At 31.5% G+C, this 21,397-nt stretch carries 15 protein-coding genes; 3 read left to right on the top strand and 12 right to left on the bottom strand.

From position 1 onward, the window contains the following. Positions 1 to 211: 211 nt before the first annotated feature. The 11 genes from RCG21_RS29340 to RCG21_RS29390 form a co-directional block, all read right to left on the bottom strand. Complete coding sequence (locus RCG21_RS29340; RefSeq protein ID WP_308914066.1) at positions 212 to 493, bottom strand: hypothetical protein; 282 nt, start codon at positions 491 to 493, stop codon at positions 212 to 214. 181 nt (positions 494 to 674) lie between these two features. Further along, on the bottom strand, positions 675 to 2,189 hold the full coding sequence (locus tag RCG21_RS29345; RefSeq protein WP_308914067.1) for a hypothetical protein: 1,515 nt from the start codon (positions 2,187 to 2,189) through the stop codon (positions 675 to 677). Between the two features lie 303 nt (positions 2,190 to 2,492). Then, on the bottom strand, positions 2,493 to 4,154 hold the full coding sequence (locus tag RCG21_RS29350) for an ATP-binding cassette domain-containing protein (protein WP_308914068.1): 1,662 nt from the start codon (positions 4,152 to 4,154) through the stop codon (positions 2,493 to 2,495). A gap of 18 nt (positions 4,155 to 4,172) precedes the next feature. Further along, positions 4,173 to 4,754 carry an ABC transporter permease gene (locus tag RCG21_RS29355; protein ID WP_308914309.1) on the bottom strand — a complete coding sequence of 194 codons (582 nt, stop codon included), beginning with the start codon at positions 4,752 to 4,754 and terminating at the stop codon, positions 4,173 to 4,175. A 217-nt stretch (positions 4,755 to 4,971) separates the two neighbouring features. After that, complete coding sequence (locus tag RCG21_RS29360; protein ID WP_308914069.1) at positions 4,972 to 6,249, bottom strand: nucleotide sugar dehydrogenase; 1,278 nt, start codon at positions 6,247 to 6,249, stop codon at positions 4,972 to 4,974. Positions 6,250 to 6,268: 19 nt separating this feature from the next. Then, positions 6,269 to 8,464 carry a DUF6270 domain-containing protein gene (locus tag RCG21_RS29365; protein ID WP_308914070.1) on the bottom strand — a complete coding sequence of 732 codons (2,196 nt, stop codon included), beginning with the start codon at positions 8,462 to 8,464 and terminating at the stop codon, positions 6,269 to 6,271. Beyond that, the gene (locus tag RCG21_RS29370; protein WP_308914071.1) at positions 8,461 to 9,465 is read right to left on the bottom strand and encodes a glycosyltransferase; all 1,005 of its coding nucleotides are present in this window, start codon (positions 9,463 to 9,465) and stop codon (positions 8,461 to 8,463) included. The genes RCG21_RS29365 and RCG21_RS29370 overlap by 4 nt, the downstream gene beginning before the upstream one ends. A gap of 9 nt (positions 9,466 to 9,474) precedes the next feature. After that, positions 9,475 to 11,601, bottom strand: a complete 2,127-nt coding sequence (locus tag RCG21_RS29375) for a CgeB family protein (protein WP_308914072.1) — start codon at positions 11,599 to 11,601, stop codon at positions 9,475 to 9,477. Next, positions 11,602 to 13,647, bottom strand: a complete 2,046-nt coding sequence (locus tag RCG21_RS29380) for an FkbM family methyltransferase (protein WP_308914073.1) — start codon at positions 13,645 to 13,647, stop codon at positions 11,602 to 11,604. Positions 13,648 to 13,696: 49 nt separating this feature from the next. Beyond that, positions 13,697 to 14,986, bottom strand: coding sequence for a glycosyltransferase (locus tag RCG21_RS29385; protein WP_372512733.1), 1,290 nt, complete (start codon positions 14,984 to 14,986; stop codon positions 13,697 to 13,699). A gap of 33 nt (positions 14,987 to 15,019) precedes the next feature. Next, a complete protein-coding gene (locus RCG21_RS29390) occupies positions 15,020 to 16,207 on the bottom strand; it encodes a glycosyltransferase family 4 protein (protein WP_308914074.1) in 1,188 nt (395 codons plus the stop codon). Between the two features lie 431 nt (positions 16,208 to 16,638). Here RCG21_RS29390 and RCG21_RS29395 point away from each other — a divergent pair, with 431 nt between their 5' ends. Continuing rightward, complete coding sequence (locus RCG21_RS29395) at positions 16,639 to 17,268, top strand: hypothetical protein (protein WP_308914075.1); 630 nt, start codon at positions 16,639 to 16,641, stop codon at positions 17,266 to 17,268. Between the two features lie 32 nt (positions 17,269 to 17,300). Here RCG21_RS29395 and RCG21_RS29400 read toward each other — a convergent pair whose 3' ends face one another. Continuing rightward, positions 17,301 to 18,155 carry a CPBP family glutamic-type intramembrane protease gene (locus RCG21_RS29400; protein ID WP_308914076.1) on the bottom strand — a complete coding sequence of 285 codons (855 nt, stop codon included), beginning with the start codon at positions 18,153 to 18,155 and terminating at the stop codon, positions 17,301 to 17,303. Between the two features lie 548 nt (positions 18,156 to 18,703). Here RCG21_RS29400 and RCG21_RS29405 point away from each other — a divergent pair. Then, positions 18,704 to 19,297: a DUF5317 domain-containing protein gene (locus RCG21_RS29405; RefSeq protein ID WP_308914077.1), complete on the top strand. Its 594-nt coding sequence runs from the start codon at positions 18,704 to 18,706 to the stop codon at positions 19,295 to 19,297. 171 nt (positions 19,298 to 19,468) lie between these two features. Next, entirely contained in the window at positions 19,469 to 21,310 is a 1,842-nt protein-coding gene (locus RCG21_RS29410) for a bifunctional diguanylate cyclase/phosphohydrolase (RefSeq protein WP_308914078.1), read from the top strand. The last annotated feature ends 87 nt before the right edge of the window (positions 21,311 to 21,397 follow it).

Genomic DNA, 21,397 nt, shown 5'->3' on the forward strand with positions numbered 1-21,397 from the left:
AACTATTTTTTTATATTTTAACACCTAGGGACATGCTTTGGGGTATTTCATAAAAAATTAGGATAATAGTCTAGGTGGATGATTAGGACCAAGATGTTTTCTTCTTTCTATTTATTTATTTATTTATTTAAGGAACACAGAATCTCACTAGAGTTGTAGAAAGTTAAAAAGCATTGGATTAACCAATGCTTTTAATTGTCTTATCTTTTTATCAATTTAGTGAGACTTTTTTATTTAGTTGTCCTTCAACATCAATTAAGATATTTTTAAAATCTTCTCTGAGCCAAATATATGTTTTCGTTTTTTTAAATTCATTTATACAACTAACTATGCATTCTTCAAGTTCTTGTGGCGTATCAAATCTACCATCTTTTACAACGCTAGGGATTGACTGAGCAAAATTTTTTACAGGTAAATAGTTATTTTCAGAGACTACCTCTAAAGAAATTAAAATGGATTCTTTAAAACATAAAGGATCTTTTAAGTAAAACATTATCCCCAACCCCTCTCTAATTAATATCTTAATTATTTCATAGATTGGGAAAATAGTTTGTTGAATTGTGCATGAGAAAATTGTCTAACCAATATAAATCTTCTAGAACCTTCTTTACAGTATTAAAACGAGAACTGATTTCAACCCTCTTTGCTACTTAGAAATATTCTACACTTCGTTATTAAGCAATCTCTCTAACTTCAAATGATTCAATCACAATTGAAGCATTCGTATCTGACAATGTTCCTGTAACAGTTAAATCATTTGTTTCTGTTAGTCTTGCACTGCTTTCTGAGTAGAGTCCAATGTTAGCTAAATCTCCTTCACTCCATCGTCCAAAGGCTTTTTGCGACACCCCGTTTATTGCATAATAATCAACTTCTAGACAAAAGTTCTTTGTCGAGCCACTCTCTGATGTGAATCCAGTTATTAATCTTGTGCCTATTTTAAGTTGTACTCTTTTTGTTCCTGCTCCTTTAAATGAACCTGTCACCATGATTTTTAACTTTTGCCCCTTAGTTACAAATGTATTAGCATTTAAACGATGAACAATAGAATCATTAAGGGAATTAAAATACGTTTCCTTTGTTGTACCTGTAAGTGTTGTTTTATCAAGGGCAACTGTAGGTTCAATTTGCATTATAGGGGTGTAGCATTCCGTTTGACTCAGCTCTGTGCTATATGCACCCCGTTTGTAGTCTTTGGCATTTGATTGGAAATAATTTTCATCATTAACCCAAGTAGAAGACGAGCCAACCAATACCCCATATTTCGTTGAATTTTTAATTAAACATTTCCAAATATGTAATCGTGATGAATTTTCAATCGTTACGCCTATTTCGTTTGCATCTAATTCACAAAAGTCTAAGTGCCCTGTACTCATGTTGTAAAGCAGAACACCTTCCTCTTTACAATTCTTTATTATTGGATGGTTCGGGTCTTTATAATTTTGAGAAGGATTATTATAGCCAATGGTAACTACACAATTGGAATAAGCACGAATTCCTATTCGACAGGCATCGATTGTTCCACCTTCTACATACAATCTACAAAAAACGTCCATATTTATCCCTGCAAATCCGCAATTATATGCATGTACGTTTTTAGTCCAGATATTGGTGTACAATTTTCCAACAATTCCACTTCGGCTAGAACTTTTAGCAAAGTTTTGTGCTTTAACATCCTGAATTAATACATTCATATAACCTGAAAAGGACATTGCGAAAGGCAAACTAGAATTATTAGCTCCTTCAAATATCACTGTTGGAACGCCAAAAACATCCTTTTTACCAATAATTTGAATCCTATTTTTACTCTTTACATCATCAATTGTAGCCGATTGTTCATAGGTTCCTGCAGCTATATCTATTTTAATTGTTCCATCAATGACATTATACATTTTTTTGATCGTATCAAAGGCCTTCTGCAAAGTTCGAAAAGATGTTAGAAATGTTAATCCATCATTTTTGTCATTTCCTGATGTTGAGACATAAAAAATAATCGTTTTTGATATATCTACTTTTGTCGCTTTTTCTGATAACTGTTCATTTAGTTTCTTTATATCTCCAAAATTCAATACTCCGTTATTATCATTAATTGTGTTTGAATGCGGGTCTTCGGTATTTCCGATTTTATACCCAAAGACGAAAGATAATATCCAAAGTATGAAGTTTATTATGAAGTTTCTTCGTTGCACTATATCACCTCATATAAAACTATACATTGAAACATTTAAAAATTGCAATAAATGACTATTACATAAATTCCTATGGTTTATTGCAGAGTACTTCTCAGTATAGTCTAATTTTATAAAAATAGAGATAAATCCCCAAAAAGATTTATCCCCATGATATATTGTGTAACATCATTATTAACCCTATTCTATTCCTACAATTAATTAGTTCCGATAGAATAATATTTACTAATACAAATATACCTAAAACCTTAGTATTTCTTCTAGCCCTTCTTAAATTAAAGCAATTTCCATTGTTATACCTCTCTAAATTACCAGTGATATGGTCGCGTTATTATCTTCCAAATTAATAACGATTTTATAATTATTAACAATAAAACAATAGAAAAGGTTATCATTAGAAACAAGTGAAGCCTTTTCCTTAAGTTGATTCCATTCATCGTTTTCTGTATTAATATTACTTATTAAGATAGATTTTATTTTGTCTTCAGTATTAACAGTATATTCTGTATCATAGATTGAATATGTTAGAGATTTCTCACCATTATCCAGTTTCTTTTCATTGGCTAACCCTCTTACCTTTGATCTAAGCTCCCCGGAGTCAGCGTTAAGAAATGCTAAAAAATATTGATAAGAATGAGAAAAGTTTTCAGGGAATATTGGAAGAAATTCTGCTAGTCCCTTGTATATATTGGATTGCTCAGGAAACTCCTCTTTCCTTAACTTCACATATTTAACTTTTGTGTAACCTACAGAATTATCAGATGTTTTAATCATATATGTGTCCTTAACTTTTTTTTTCACAAATATATTTTCAGAAAAATGTAATTTTCCTTTTTTGCTTTTTAATGTTTGGTCATCAAATAGAGTTGAAACTCCTGAAACTATTACACCATTCTGATTTATATTCTTAGGTTTATCAACTTTCTTTTTGGTACTAGTTTTTTTATTTATTACTTCCTTTGATACTTGTTCTTTATTAAAGTAATGGTTAAAATGCTTTTCAATACCTTGAAAGGGATGAGGATTAAACATGAAGGAAGCACTTATAAGTGCACCCACAAATAGTAAAAGAATTTGTATAGAGAAAAGAGTATAACCCTTTTGTTTTATTCGAACTTTATTTTTATTTCGATTTGACCCTCTACTTAAAGGATTAAAATTACCTGGATCCTCTTCCTCTTTAAATTGCTCTATTCGCATTTCTTTTTTGTATTTATTTTTCTCGACATCATTTAAAGTATTAAACCACTTTATAAATTCGTTATAGTCTTTAACAACAATCTCGGCATCGTCAAATTGTTTATTTCTTCCATAGTGAATCCATAACACCCGGTCACAAAAGGACTGAACTTGAGACATAGAATGGCTGATAAATACTATTGTCTTGCCCTGTTTTTTGAACTCATTCATTTTATCAATACATTTTTGATAAAAAGTTTGATCCCCAACAGAAAGAGCCTCATCGATTATTAAAATATCTGGATTCGTATGAATGGATATTGCAAATCCTAATCTGGACTTCATTCCACTGGAATAATTTTTAACTGGTTGGTCAATAAAATCACCAATATCTGCAAATTCAATAATTTGAGATTTTAGCCTTTTAATCTCATCCTTTTTTAATCCATGCATCATACACTTTAGATCTATATTTTCTAGTCCGGTCAAGAAATTATTTAAACCGGCTCCTATTGCGATTAAAGAGGTTTCACCATTAATTTCTATAGACCCGGAACTAGCCGGAATGATTTGTGCTAGCAAATTTGAAAGTGTGGATTTTCCTGACCCATTTAAACCAACTATTCCAATGGATTCACCCTCGTAAATTTCAAAAGATACATTTTTTAATGCATAAAAGCTATCCCTTGCTTTTCTAAAAAGAATGATTTCTAATAATTTATCTGATTGTTTTTTATATAAATTAAAGGTTTTTGAAACATTTTTAAAAACGATTTTAGGCCTCATTTAATAAAAAGCCTCCAATTAAATATAGTCAACGAATTTATGACGAAATTTTAAATGAACACTTGAACCAACTAATAAAATTAATAAGCTAATGCACCAGAAATATAACGTATAGGAAAGATCATTAAAAAACCATTTCCCACCTAAAAGTGAATCTCTGAATCCTTCTATAATATAGAAAAAAGGATTTAATTGTAATAAATTCACAATAGTTTTTGGCAGCTTATCTATATTCCATACTATTGGAAGTGCATATAACATTAATCTCATGACAGATTGAACCATTTGTTGTATGTCTCTTATGATTATAGTTAATGTTGATAATAATAAAGTTAGTCCAAAGAGCAAAAAATAAAGACAGAACAAGTAATAAGGAACTTGTAAAAGATAAACTCCCGAGAACGATTTATATAAAAAGAAAATAATAGAAGTAATTATCAACATGATAAAAAAGGAAATAGAATTTCCTATAATATTAATAGAAGGTAATACAGAAACAGGAAACTTCATCTTAGATACTAAATTAATTTTAGAATACACACTATTTGAACCTTGTGTTGTGGCAGTACTTATAAAAAGCCATGGTACAAGCCCAGCTATAAGCCAGAGAAAAAATGGAGTCCCATCTACAGGGGCTCCCCCCTAATTCCAAAACCAAAAATAAACCAGTAAATTCCTATTTGAATGAATGGGTTTAAAACTTGCCAAAATGCACCTAAATAATGCATTTTGTACTGACTTGTCCCTTCATGGAGACCTAATCTAAAAATTAGGTTCAAATTACGCAGCTGTTCTTTCAAGATCTGCCAAACTAGAATCATACTAAGCTTGCTTCCTTTTTAAGAAATTCAAATAGATTCCCATAATTAATATATTCCACATTAGTTGGAATCATTTTTACCACATTTTTAGTATCGAAGATTCTCTTATTTTTCATATTTACTAGTTTGTGTTCTTCTATTACTTTAAATTCATCATGATCAGATAATACAACAATTAAATCGGATTCATTTACCGCAGCAGCTATATCATTAATAACCCAATTTAATTGAACATGTGGATCATAGGCCCTAACTTCAAAATGATTTTGCTCTTTAAGCATTTCTAGTATTTCCATAGCTGGGCTTTCACGAATATCATCAACATTTCCTTTATAAGTTAAACCAAATACAGTTACTACTTTACCGTCTACATTTTTCATTAATTTATTTACATTCTCAACTACATAATGTGGCATAGAGGTGTTGATTGAACGTGATAAATTAATTAGATTAGCCGTTTCCGGAGCTTTAGCAACAATAAAGTAAGGATCCACAGCTAAACAATGTCCCCCTACGCCTGGTCCAGGTGTATGCAAGTTTACACGAGGATGCTTATTTGCCATATTAATTACATCCAAAGCATTAATTTCTAATTCATTACATACCATTGCAAGTTCATTAGCTAACGCAATGTTTACATCTCTAAATGTATTCTCCATTAGTTTTGACATCTCTGCCGTTTTGGCATTTGTCTTAATAATTTCACCTTTAACAAAAGTACTATATACCATTGCACCAGCTTCTGTGCATTCTGGTGTAATCCCTCCGACAATACGATTGTTATAAATTAGTTCATGGAGAATTTGACCTGGCAATACTCTCTCTGGACAGTGAACTAGATAAATATCCTTCCCTACGACAAAACCAGCCTCTTCAACTAATGGTTTTATAACATCGTCCATGCTACGAGGACCAATCGTAGATTCCACAATAATAACATTCCCTTTTTCAACATAAGGCAATACTGATTTTACCGCACTAATAACATAGGTTAAATCACAGGATTTAAACTTATCATCATAATTTGGTGTAGGAACAGAAATGATAAATGCATTTGCCTTCTCAGGTTGAATAGAAGCTTTAAAAGTCCCCTTTTCAATTACTTCTTCTAAAGCTTCTTGCAATCCTGGCTCTTCAATATGGATTTTTCCATTATTCAATGAATCTATTACTTCCTGTTTAACATCAACACCCACAACATTAACATTATGCTTTGCGAACATGATTGATGTTGGCAAACCGATATATCCTAGACCTATTGTACAGATTTTCATTATTAATCCCCCGTTTTTCTTAGCTAGATACCGCTAAAGAATAGTTTATTTGATTATCGTCACTATCTCTTACAAATACTACGATTTCACAATCTCCCAAACTCCTATTTCCCATAGGGAATTGGAAGGTAGGGTTGCTATCGTACCATCCTTTATAAATAATCTCACCATTTTCTTTCACATAATAAGCAAAACGTAACCTATCTAAATATTCATTTTGACCAATTGATAGACTAAGATTTCCTTTATCAACTGAAATTATTGTTTTTTCCCTTAAAGATTCCTTAATATCTATAAGTTCAAAAGTCTTTATATCTTCTGTACCAACTTTTAAACTTATGGTCTTATATATAACATTATCGAATTTATCTCTTACATAAATAATTAATTCGTAATTATCCTCGGATGGGGAAAATTTAAAATTATTTTCCAGATTATAACTCTTAGTTAGTATTCTTTTCCCTTCAAAGTTAACATAGGCAGCAAATTCTAACTCTTCATCCATAGGGTAATTAATAGAAATAATATTTTCTTTATTTTTTAATAAGTAACTATTTAAACCACCATTAATTTCAAAAGTAAGTTTATTTATAGTTAATCTGTGACAAGATTGGTTTCCTTGAGCATATGATAACCATCTATTGATTACATTTGATAATATATCATTTTTCAAGAAGGAATTTAACGCACTTAATTCCTTTACATGCGTTAAATGATAACCGTAGTGGAATTTACTTGGATTACCAGGTATTACTATATGTGTTAAGTCATATGAAGAAACATTTCCTTGGTCATACATTGAAACAGTATTTATTAAGGTTTCTACTCCCAAATCAAATAATTCCTTAACGTATTCGTAATTAGTTGCTTTATATAAATCAAATATTCCAAGCAAGGAAAACATAAATCCATTTAGGATATGTGTTGGCTTTTCAGTAGGATACTCTTGGTACATAATGTAACTATTAAATATTTTTCTTTGCACTCCACCTTCTTCAACATCCTTCATAAAAGGTTTAAATGCGTTAATGGCCGAATTAATATATTTTGCTTCATTGGTAAGGTAAAAAGCTCTTACTAAGCAAGAAATTCCCCAACCTTGAGATAATGCAGAAACCCATGGGGCTTTACATACGCCAGCCTCTTTTACCCCATAATGATAATCATAATTAACATACCAACATCCGTTTGTTTCTTGAGTTTTTACTAGATAATCACATACACTAATAAAACTTTGGTAATACTTTTTATCTTTCTTATTATAAAATTTAGAAATACATTCAAGTCCGTATAAACTGATTGTAACTGGATAATATTGAGGACCTAAATCCCTAATTTTAATAAGGGGAATACCACTCTCATCAAATTGCAACCCTTTAGTAAACTCAATATTTCCTGACAATGCTAAATCCAAATATGACCTTTTATAATCATATTCTTTAATTAAATTTACACTTCCCATTTTTGTACTGTAAAAATCGAAGGTAGGTAATTCAATTATTTCATTTAATTTATTATTAAAAATTTCATAATATTTATCTTCAAAATGATATGGAGATAAACCCCATATATGATTTTCACTTGATAGAAGATCAATATCTGTCATATCAATAATATTAATTTTTGTTATGAACGATTCAATGTATTCATAATAAGAGATTAGAAGATTGTTTTGCTTTTTGATCCCGTTTATCATCGATGGTGAAAAACTTTTGATTTCACCAGATTTATCGAGGTACTTTTCTCGCCATATGGTTTTGTGTAAAATAACTTGACTTGGATCATATACCTTAAAAATAGCATTAAAACATTCATCTACTGACTTCTTCCATAAATCAAAAACATTATTTTCAAATCTATTAATTTCGACATAATTAAACTTGTCTAATAAACCTGATCCTTTAAGTTCATTTGACATTGTTATTATTGAATTATTTATTTGAACTAGATTAAACCGCTCATCAATTAAATCTATTATTAAGTAATCACTAGGTTCTTCAATTAGAGTATTTAAAATAGACTTGTTTAAATCTTGATACACACTTTTCTTTTGAAAATTAGAATTTAATGAAATGTCATCTAAATCCACTTTAATAGGTTCTGAAACTAAACTAGCAAAGGAAGTTCTAGCAAAATAATTTTTTATCGAAAATTTATCTTTGTTTGAAAAAGCATCTCTAGTCACGCAGCTTCCAAGGAGATTTAATATAATCATATATTTATTCTCTTTTCTACTGTATTTCTAAATAACGCATTTAGATTACTGCATACTGATTCTAAACCATAGTTTTCTAAAACAAATTTCTTTAATGGTTTAATATTCTCATCATTATAAGAAGAGTTCCCGTTACTAATAAAATCTTGTATTTCAGGCATTACATTAAAAATATATTGTTTCGGGAATATAGTATTTACTCCTTCTCTCCTTAAAACAACAGGAAATGCGCCTGATGCCATGCCCTCTATTGGTGCCATATGAAAACTCTCATAATCACTAACAGAAAGAACATACCCAATTTTTCTGAGCCATTCCGAAACATCTCCCCATCCTTCAAAAATAACATTTTTCTTATACGGGGCGTTTTCTATTTTTTCAAATACAGCATCATAGTGTGCTCTTTCTGCTGTATTATTCCATACCCAACCAAACTCTTTTGGATGTTTTCCCTTTATAAATAATTTATACCGATTGTCCTTTTCATATAATGTTTCAAAAATTTCCACAGCACGATCTAACCTTTTTAGTTTTGGAACAATACCAATAATTCCTAAATTGAATTTCACATCTTCGCTTAACTTTGGTTTATTAAATCTTTCGGTATCAACAGCATTATAGATAACAGTCATCTTTTCCCTAGGTACTTTTGCTACCCTAAAAAACTCCTCAAATATATAAGGTGATATCGCTAAAAGTTTATCTATCTTATCATAATCAAACATTTGAGGATATTTTGTATTCATTTCGAAACGATGAATGCGAACAAATAATTTCTGATGATCCTTTTTATGCTTTTGATACCAAACTACGTTACCTAATCCCCACTCACAAAATAATATATCTGCCCACTCAACGATTTCCAAGCTTTTAGTTTCATCATGAACTTCGTGGCCAGTCCATTCATCTATTCGAACATCGTAATCTAACTTTTCATGCAAAAAATTAATAATATGATTAATAAATTTTAAATCATGTCCAATAAAAGCTATCTTTTTCATAGTTTCACCCTAAACTGTTAGCTGTTTAATTTTCTTTATGCTATTTTTCTTTCCTTTATAATTGTTAACAAAATTAAATTCATCTATATTAAAGAATCGAACCCCAAATTTAAACCAATCATCAAGTACGTTTAGATCCTTATTTTCAATAATATTCAAAAGTTCTGAAGGTTTTAATATACCTGTAGACTTTTTTCTGATAAGGGATTTACTTATATGTCCATTCACAGTAAACGTATATTCTTCACCAGAACCTTTAACAATAATTGAATCCGATACATATAACGTCGCTAACATCATATCTGTTAAATAGAAATCACCATAAAAGTGTTTCTTATCAAAGACAGCAAAATAATCGGTATCAATAATGTCACTAAGAGATGAATAATTATGAATATAATCTATTAAGTAGGATTTTACTTCTTTATTATTGTTGGCATTAAAAATTTCCAAATATCCATCAAATATATCTAACAAGATTAGAAGTTTCTTCTTTTTCCACTCTTGTCTTTGATATTGTTTCATTAGCTCTTCATAATCATCTTTGGATCTTACAACACCAACTACTGTAACGGAGTGATCCTCTTCAATGAACTCAATACCCATTTTATCAAGCATCATTTTAATTCTATTTGTATAGGTATGCTCTGCTAAAACTTTCCTTAATCCTAATAATCTATTTGTTTTATAGTAATGATCATCTTCAAAGTATTTTTTTATTCTATCTTGTAATTCATTGAAATTATTTGAGGCAATAATAATATCTCCGAATAAATTCTTAATACCTAATGATTCTGAACTAACAACAGGGGTATTAGATGCTATAATTTCAAATACCCTTCTAGAAAACATAGTAGGAGAATCAACGATACTATTAACATTTAGTGAAAGCTTATATCCCTTATAAGCCTTCTCAATTTCATCTCCTTTTAAGGTTCCTACTATATAGTTTTTAAAACTTTCCGGGAACTGGTTTGGTGATTCGGGATTATTGTAATTTCTATCGTAGATTTCTAAACCATACTTTCCTGATATTTCAATCATATTATCCATCACTTGTTTTCTTTCGGGGAACTTATCACCATAATATGCACCTGCAAAAACTACATTATTTATCCTTTGGTACTTTTCAATAGGATTATGATATTTGGGCTGTGCCGCAAATGGAAAACAATAAACATCTTGACAGCCATCAGCAGTATACTTTTCTACTGAGTTTGAATCAGTGGTAAAGACATAATCGAAATGCTTCGCAGTTTCAATGAACGCATTATAATGGAATGGATCTTCTTTATTCCAAAATGCAGTTGGAATCCCATTTTCTTTACACCATGAAACTAAATTTAATAATATGGAATTGTCACGTGGACCACCAGTTCCAACTTTATTTTGCCAAGCACCATTATTACCTAACCATGCTGACTCACACAAAAACAAATCTGGCTCTACTGTAGATAGTTCTACTTCCCAGTTTTGGGGAGTTACCTTTATTAAATTAAATTCTGGTTCAAAACTTCGGGTAGTAAATTCATCTCCAATAAAAATAACGTTCATTTCTTTAATTTTTTTAGGAGCCTTGTTTTTGATTGAACGTTTTTGTTGCAACCCGTTTAGATCTTGACTATATAGAAATGGATTATGCAAATAAGTAAAACCATTTCCTTTTACCCTTATTGCTATTTTTATAGACTGTACTTTTTCCTTTTCAGGTACATTAAAAGTTTTGTTTTTACCCGGATTCACCTTAATATTTACTCGTTCACCGCTCGATAAAATAAATATGAAGTAAAACTCAATATCAATTGAATTGTCACAGAATCCAGATAAAGTCAGATTTATCCGTTGACCGCTCTTCTTATCAAAAAAATCCTTTATTGCTTTAATTTCATTAACATCACTCAAGTACAAATACTGGTGTTCATTTGCATGTAAACTAGAATATAATTCAATACCATTATCTTTATTCTTTAAGGTGATTTTTTGATTAACCCCGAATTTTTCTTTAGATAATGTAATATTATAAAAATCATCTATGTTTGAAAATTCAAAGTTTGGATTTAAATACTTTAAACGTTTTTTATATTTTGCTTTTTCTTGCCCTAAGCTTTTTAATTTATTTAACAATAGTGATTCCATTTACTTACCTCTTATCATTTGTTTTCTAAATGTCCAATATTTAGTAGTTAACTTACCTAATTTGGAACTACTTAAGGCATTATACTTTTTAGTAATGGCGTTTAGCTTTTTCTCCATCTTTATAATTTTGTTATTTAAAGCAGCCTTTTCTAATTCGCTTTTTTTATTTAAAACAAGTTGATTTTCTAATTTTAGTGTAAAAATTTCTTCATTATTAATTAATCTAATTTTATCAATTATTTCATTTTCAATTTCGGATTTTAAATCCACATTTTCAGCAACTAACAGTTCTCGTTCACGTTTAAGTTGATTAATAAAGTCTGATTTTATTTGAATTTCCGCTTGAACCTTTTCAATTTCATTTTTCTTACTATTTAATCTTTCCTGTGAATCAGAATACTGTTGCTGCAGATGATTTATCTTATCTTCTAGGTCCACAATTTTTTTATTCTTTTGCTTAATTTCATCTTGAAATTGTTTAAGATTTTTTTCCTTCTCATTAAAATCAATTTCCAAATGATTTATTTTTTGATTATAAATTACATTATTTTTAGTTAGTTCGCTAATTTGTACCATTTTTTCTGATAAAGTTACATCTAATTGTTTTATTTCATTCTTTAAAAGATTAATTGTATTTTCTTGATCTTTCGTTGCTATATTTTTATAATTAAGTTTTTCCTCAAGATTAGCTACTAATTGTTCAAGGTTTGCATTCTTTTCGGTAATTTCTTCAATTTGAGATTCCTTTTCTGTGGCTATATTATTTAAAACTTTCACCTCATTTTCTAAGGAATCATTTTTTTTCATAGTATCTGTAACTTGTTTTTCCTTTGTTTCCGCCAATTGTTTAAGTTCTAAAAATTTCTCCTGTAATACACAATTTTTATTTACTTCTTCTCTTAAGTCATTATTCTCATCTGTTAGTATTTCTAATTTACTTTTTAAAATTTCTGAATGAGTTTTTTCTTGATAGTAGAGCTGTAAGAATTCTTCACTATTATTAAGCCTTTGTTTTAAATCTTCTATTTGATTGAGTAAGAATGCCTTATCTGATTTATACTCAGCAATTTTTATTTCTAAAGAATTGATTTCCTTTTCTGGAACGCTTTTTAATTCTTTTATTAACGAATCTTGATTTGAAATATTTACCGCCTTAACAATTTCGATTTGCTCTTTTAAATACGGTATAGTCTGTCTTAGCTCTTTTACCTCATGATTTAATTCTATATTCTTATTCTTTTCTACTAAATTTCCTTGTTCTAATGTATTAATTTTGGTTTGAAGTGTCTTATTTTGTAGAGTGATGTTTCTATACTTCAAATTAATTTCTCTTATTTTTGAATTTAATCTTTGAAAGGGTTTATTTTTAATTTTATTAACCACTTGTTGTAAAGAGGTTTCTCCATCAGGTTTAATATAAATATAGTTATCTAGCCACCTGTCAATTTGAATATATCCGTGTTCATTTAGAAAGGAATCAACATTATAATAATTTTCATCTTGAATCTCTATCCAAATTACAGGTCTATTTTTTTGTAAAGTTTTATTCATTCCCTTAAGTACATTGTACTCAAAACCCTCTACATCAATTTTTATAAAATCTGGGCTTTCTATTTCTAAATTATCAATTTTAATAATTTGAATATTTCCATCTTGTTTTACTTCTATATTAGAAGCCCCTGAATTTGTTGTATTAAAGTTTAATATCCCTTTTTCTTCTTTTTCCCCTACTGCAGAGTTATATAACTGAACGTTATCTATTTTGTTGATACGAATATTATTTGTTAGTACCTCAAATAATTCTTTTGAAGGTTCAAATGAAAATATTCTATTAGGCTTCATATATTTCGAAAAAAACAATGTATGGTTTCCAATGTTTGCACCAATATCGTATATAACTCCCTGATTTGGAATATAATCTATAAAATTAGTTAATAGTTCTTCTTCAAAATATCCATTGGAACTTTTAATTAATGACCCAATATAATCATTAATGATATTAATTTTTACACCATCTTTTAGATTTACGATTTCTTGATTTACCACCAATTTTTCCCCCATACGAAAATTTCTAAAGTCATTACGCCTTCATTCACTAGAAAGATAGACTGTTATAGACCTGCAAGAAGCTAGTTTGTTCCTTATCCCAGTTGTACTTTTTGCTTGCTGTAATAGAGCTTTTTTTCATTTCATTTAATTTCACTTGATTATGGAGGAGATAATTAACCCCCTCGGCAATAGATACATAGTCATGTGAATCAACACAAACCCCTGTCCCATCACCTTCAACAACTCTCTTAATCTCCGGAAAGTCACAAGCCACAACCGGTACACCAGCCATCATATATTCAAACAATTTATTAGAGGATGCAGAATAGTGGTTAAAACAGACATTATTCAAAACCTGGAATCCTAAATAGGCATTCCTTGTATATTTCGGCAATTCTGCGAGCGGTACCTTAGGTAAAAACTTAACCTTATCCTGCAAATTCATTTCTTGAACCATATTTTCTAGTTCTTTTTTAATTTTCCCATCACCGATAAGGACCAGTACTCCTTCATGAAAGAGCGGAGCAGCTTTAATCAGCTTGTCCAAGCCTCTACCCGTTTGAATCCCGCCTTGATAGAGCAGAATTTTTTCATGTTTGGGGATGTTTAACAGTTCATGTAAATCTACTTTTTCTTCATTATTATTTGTTTGTTTAAATGGATAGTTATGGACAACGTGAGGATAAAATCCGTATAGGTCCTCGTTATATTTCGCTCTTGTGTTGTTTTCTACGATCATTTCATCAATTCTTTTTACAAGAAAACCTTCCATTTTCCCATAAAGCGGACTTGAATATCCCGTACGACTGGTTTGAACCTCATGCGAATCATAAATCAGTTTTCTCTTTTTGAATCGAAACTTCGAACAAATATAACCTTGAGGCAGAGTATTAAGATCATTTGAGTGATAAATATCGTAGTTCTTTTGCAACCCCTTCATGATCATTCCGAGGATCAGTCCCCCTCTAACCCATACTACTTTCAGTTTTGTTTTTAAAAGAAGTATAGCTAATGCAGTGAGAAAGAGTGTGATAATGGGAGATAAATATACGAATGCCGCCCATAACAGCAAGCAAAGAACTCCGAACAATTTATTTTGTTTGGAGTATTTAAATAGCTTTTGAATGATTTCAAATAATACAGGATATCTTTTAATCCGATATACCTTAAAGAGGTCATTCCTTTGTTCAAATCGTGGCAGCGAGGCATCCTTTGGATCGTGAATGCAGATTAAATCAACCGCATAACCGGCCTCTGATAATGCTGTACATTCACGTAACACTCGGGCATCGTTTGTAAAGTGGTTCCAAACAAACATACAAACATTTTTGGACATAATTTTAAATCCATCCTTTGTAAAACTTTTTCATCAATTCATGTACTCAACTAACTTAGTAATATTCTTTTTCCAGTTAAAATGATTAAGAATTAATTGTTGTCCGTTATGTGCCATTTTTAATCTTAATTCATCATCATTTAATAATTGCTTAATGTGTGAAAGAATTTGGACTGGGTCATCCGTATGAAGAGCTGTTCCAACTCCGTTCTCATCTATTACACTTTTTGCATATCCATCAACAATTCCTACAATTGGTATACCACAAGTTAAATAATCGACCACTTTACCTGGTAAAACCGTTTTAAACACTTCGCTGTCCTTTAGTGTAACCAATCCTAAATCATGCTCTGCAATAATCTTAAAGCATTCTTTTTTGGTCATCGGATTGATTACTGTTACATTTTTATATCCTTGAATCGAGTTGATTAATTGACTCTTTTTTACTCCATAGCCAATGATCGTCAACTGAATATTTTCCTTATCTAACAATGGTGCCAGTTGATGGATTAATTCTGTATTTTGCGCAAGTCCAAGATTGCCTGCGTAAATGATTTTTTTTCTGTTTATTTCGTTTTCTTTAATTGGAACTAATTCCTCAGGAAGGGATCCATTTGGAATAAAAATCATTTTCGAATTTGCAATTCCGGCCTTTTTTTGTATATAATTTTGGAATCCTAAACTATTGATGACAATTTTGTCAGATTTTTTATAGAGTATTTTTTCTAATATCCCAAAAAAATAAAGAATAAAAGTATAATTAAACACCCCTACTCCTTTTAAGGATTCTGGCCATAAATCACGAATATCCAATATTAACTTCGTTTTATACCGATATTTTGCAAACAGTCCAACAAAGCCAGTGAAAATAGGTGGAGATGTTACGAAGATATAATCATATCGTTTCTTATCCTGAAGAATAAGTAAAATCGTTTTAAAGGCTATTTCTACATAATAAAACAACCGATTGAATATACTGGACGAGTATTTCCGATTGCGAATACTTATACGTTTTATGTTATCTTTTTCACAATTAAGTACTTCTTCATCCCAAAAATTATGTTTTTTATAAATATTTTTATTAGGATACGATGGTTCCGATGTAAAAATCGTTACATCGAAATTCTCCTTTTTCAAAAGGATAAATAGATTTTTTATTCGATTTGCATGACTTCCTATTTCCGGATAAAAATGCTGCGATATAATTAAAACTCTTTTCACTTACGTTTGACCACCCTATCTATATTGAAGGCTGTAATGAAATGCAGAATAATTGGAGAATCTCATCAACATTTGTCAATTGCTGTAAAAACTTCTTGCCTTTATTATAATACACTTTTATTTCGCTTATGGAAATAGTACTGTGTATTTTACAATCAATTACCAAAGTTAATTTTAAATTAAAATATAATGAACACGTTAAAGCATTTCTTAACTATTTTCTCATAAATCCTTAAGAATTTGTCGAATAATAACCTGATAATTTTCCTTAAAAAACGACATATTTCGACACACTCTTGAATTAATCCCCTTTTGATTTGCCATAATATTAAAGCATATTGTCTAAAAATTTGGATATTATCTAGTTTTTTTATCCTATTTTATTGTAGTATTGATTTGATTAGTTTGAATTATTATATTGGAGGTTCATGATGCTGACCCCGGCGCAACAAAAGATCCGTCAAGAGCTTGAAGAATTGCAAATAAAAGGACTTCTTCATACAGAACAAAAAAACAATTATCCCGAAATTAAACAGCTGTCCAATCGGGACAAGAGGGTCTTTAAGATTACATGCATGGTTTTATTCATTTTCGTCCTTCTCATTTTTTCTTTAGCGCTTTACAACAAGAAATCTATTGAAAATAAGGAAGCCTTCATTAGTTATTTATCTAAGGCACAGGATCTGAATCAGAAGGGGGATCGATTATTGGACAATACTCAATCTGAGCCGAACCCTTCCAGAATTAAAATCATTCAAGCATTATCACTGCAAAGGAAATTAAACGAGCAGGCAAAGAATTTGAAGGCCCCTGCCAATTTCTCAGAACTGAAGAAAGATTTCCTGGCAGTAAATGAAGAGCGGCTGAATATTTTAACTGACATGCAAAAAAATAACCTAACAGGTATGAAGCGCTCTTTGAACCAATTATATGTAAAGCAGGAACTGGAAAAGGATCGTTTAATACGTGCATTTCAGAAAGCGTCAATTACATATAAAAAGTATGAGAATGGAACCATTCAATATTGGTATAAAAAACATTCCTATGTATATGGTATATAATAAAACAGGGGATGCCTTAGGTGGCATCCCCTTTAATCTGTGAGTTCTATGGATTGCGATTGCTGTGTTTTTTCAAATTTTAAAAGAATAATATGAAGAATAAAGGCGGCAAGGGCAAAGGTTTCAACCGCATAATGAAAATAATTCCATGACAAGGTGGTTGTAATATCGTAAACCGAGTGGACGATGACCGTCACCCAGAGGCTTCGTGTCCACAATAGAATTAGTCCTAAAATCAATCCCATATTGGCAAAGGTTACAATTGCTCCAATTCGGACAGGCCAGGTTTGGACAGTATCCAATGTATGGTCGATACCAAAGAGAATCGATGTGAAAAAGAGGGCAAATAAGATAAATATGTCCCTTGAGCCATTTTCCCAGCGGCGAGGGAAAATCTTTTTACAGACAATCAAAACAAGAATGATATAGCCTAAGCGCCAAACTTCTTCCAGCCCGGCAAGAGTATCATTATATAAATCAGAACCGACGCTATCAATCATCGAAAAAAACGTAGAAGTGGCTTCGTCAATTGTCGTTTGCGGGTCAGTGTAGACTTGAACATATTGATCGTAATTCTTGTTAAAGGCTGGGAAGGCTAGATTCGAATATATATTGATAATCGTGCTCCCAATAAAAAAAACTAGGAAGGCACCGGTAAATTGAAGTGCGCGTTGGCGACTTGTCGGCCGTCCACTTGTCGCGTCAACAATTCTGTGATGCAATTTCCAGCCAATAAAGAAAGACGAGACCATAATCGCATCATATAAAGTACCCGCCAAATAGGTGTATCTCATAAAATAAAGAACTATTTCAGCACCAAGCGTTATGACAAGGATGGCCGCCAGCATTTTTTTTGAAAGCGGCTTCGTTAGATTGGTCGTCATCATCTTTCTTCCTCCTTCCCCATTAACTGTACATCTCTTACCTGCTCAAGAAATGCACTGCGAAGAATCCAACTCCATTTAAGAAAAGAAGAAAAAAGGAACAGGCGATCAGCCATTTCCATTTTCGTGTCATCAATTTTTCCCCTTTTTTAGATTGTATTATTAATAACTTACCATATGGATAGGCAAATATCTCTATCGTTATCTTCATTTTAATCAATTTTGATTCCTAATGACTAGAAATATATTGGTTCAATTAGGAATAGACTTCCAAATAATAATTTGGCCAAGATATTTATTTTTCTGCCAAAGAAATTTTCGTGTTTCGTATTTTTCGAAAAACGACATAAATAGACCTATTTACAGGCCATTTTTTACAAAATTCGTCAATTTTATAAGGATAAAGACACATTTTTCACCTTTCCCAAAAAATATTCTTGCCTTCAATATTTTTCATCATTTATCATTATTTTAGGAATATTTTAACTCAATTGGAAATTTAAAATATTACTATTGATCCATAAAAATATGATCATAGGCAGGTACTTTTTATGGTATTTGACGGAATTATTCTTTCTTTTATTGTCGGATTTTTACGAAAAGGCAATGTAAGAGCGTTAGCACACCTGAAACTTAAGTGGGGTTGGATGTTTCCACTGTTATTGGCAATTGAATTGACTGTGTTCTTTTTACAAAACCACTTTAAATTTCTCGGAGAGGTAAGCGGTTCCATATACATTGCAGTTTATGTGATTGGTTTACTCTTTTTATGGATGAACCGCAAGAACCCTGGATTTCTATTGATTTTAGCAGGAGTCTTTCTTAACTTTCTTGTCATGGTTATGAATGGTGGACGAATGCCGGTCTCGCCAGAAGCAGCTACCGTTTTAGACCCCAGTTATGTAACCGCTCTTAAAGAAGGACTATATGCAAAGCACACGATGTTAACATCTTCAACTCATCTTGGTATTTTAGGAGATATCATTCCCATCACGAAGCCTTATCCTCGCACACAAATCATTAGCATTGGCGACATCATTATGAATATCGGAATTTTCTTCTTTATTCAACATCTTATGATTCATCACCCACTTTCAAAAGGAACAAAGTCAGTTTCACTCTCCTTGAAAGGAGGTGAAAAATAATGAAAAACGAACAAAAACATGGCATCAAATTAACAAGTGTATTGTACAATGCCATCATCATTGGCTCTGTAATTATTGCGTTAACATCTGGATTTAAGTTAGTTTAATAGTATAATCATTAGGAGAAGTTTTTAAAAACTTCTCCTAAATTTATTCATGTGAGTGATGAAAATGAGTATAGTAAAGACACCCATTAACCGATATCTTTCACTTGTTTCAGCATTAGGAATAATTTCCTTTCTATTCCTAAACGACTTCAAACAGCACTCTACGATGGAATGGATTATGATTTCGGCAATTACCGGATCAATTCTTCTTCTAAATCATTACACAATCTTACTCCCTCCGAAGGGGAATTCCCTGTCGATGGATTCTTCCATTTATTTAGCAAGTCTTTTTTTATTCGGTGTTCATTTCACTTTAAATGTTTTAATCATTCATTCGATTATTTTTGCAGCTACCCAACGAAAAATCGTGTGGTGGAAGCATCTATTTAATTTCTCTATTTATTCTTTGATGATTAGTGGTGCCTATTACTCATTTATACTCACTGGTGGACATATTGGTAATGTACATATTGAAAATATCCTCTCTTATGTGATTTCTTTAAGTGTATACTTTATGATTAATGTACTGTTAATTGGGATTTACTTCATATTAGATGCCTCTGAAAGTTTGGTAGAAGTTTTTAACGGAGTCATTAAAGAAACGATTGCCACATACTTGAGTACTCTTATGCTATCGCTTGTATTAGTCATTTTAATGCAGACCGAGGAATTACTAGGTATCTTCCTGTTTACATGTATTTCGTTCCTATTATCCTTAGCATTTAAACAGCATTTTCAATTATTTAAGGACATTTCAGAAAAAGCAAACAAGGATTTTCTGACGGGTCTCAATAATCACGGGTATTTTAAAGAGCTTTTAGAAAAAGAGTTAGCTGTCGCAAAGGAAAGTGAGCAGCCACTAAGCGTTGCTTTACTGGACATTGATGATTTTAAAAAATACAACGATCTTTACGGGCATATTCAAGGCGACTATTTACTTGAGAAATTTGGCGCCATCTTAAAAGCAGAAACAGAAGCGAAAAATTATACTGTTGCCCGTTACGGCGGCGAAGAGTTTTCCATCTTCATGCCGAATACCAACCGCAAGCAGGCCTTTACATTTATGAATGAGCTGCGAAAAAAGGCGAATGATACCTATTTTAAAGGCGTAGAAGGGCTACCATACGGCTGCCTATCTTTTTCAGCTGGGATTGCACAATGTGAAAAAGAAACCTACAATATTTCCGAGCTGCTCAATAAGGCCGATAAGGCGATGTACGCCGCGAAAGACCAAGGCAAAAACCTTGTTCAAGTATTTAATGAGCATTCAGATTATTCCATCGGTCGCTCCCTTTCTCTTGAAAAAGATCTAGAAGAGGCTGAACAGCAGTTAAAGATTTTCCTGTCAAAGGATGTTTACACCTATCGGCATAGTAAACGGGTGTACCAATATGCCGTTGATTTTTCGAGGACGTTAGGCTTGAGTGACCATGAGCGGAAAACGCTTATTCTTGGAGCGTTAATTCACGATATTGGAAAAATTGAAATTCCCCGCGATATATTAAATAAAAAAGGAAAGCTGGACTCACATGAGTGGGAAATGATGAAAAAGCATGTGACGTGGGGCAAGGAGATCATTTCAACGAATAAAAAGCTCGACGACTTGATTCCTCTTGTAGAGCTTCATCATGAACGCTATGACGGTTTTGGGTATCCATATGGTCTCGCAGGAAAGTCGATACCGAAGCTGGCCAGGATTCTCTGTGTAATTGATTCGTTTGATGCCATGACGACGGAAAGACCGTACCAAAAAACAAAAACCTACAATGAAGCGATGGTCGAGTTACGGGATTGTTCCGGAAAACAATTTGACCCACGATTCGTTGAACCGTTTATTAACATGATCAAGCAGCTTTATGATGTGAAGGAAGAAGAGAAGTCCAAATTGGTTGCGGTGAATGGATAGCTTGTTTTATTGGTTGATGTCATTGTGGACTGGATGCTCGATGGATTTTTGATAGACAGCTTGCTTGCTTTTTGAATTGATTTTGTC

It is taken from the genome of Bacillus salipaludis, from assembly GCF_030938565.1.
Classification (GTDB): Bacteria; Bacillota; Bacilli; order Bacillales; family Cytobacillaceae; genus Neobacillus; species Neobacillus salipaludis_A.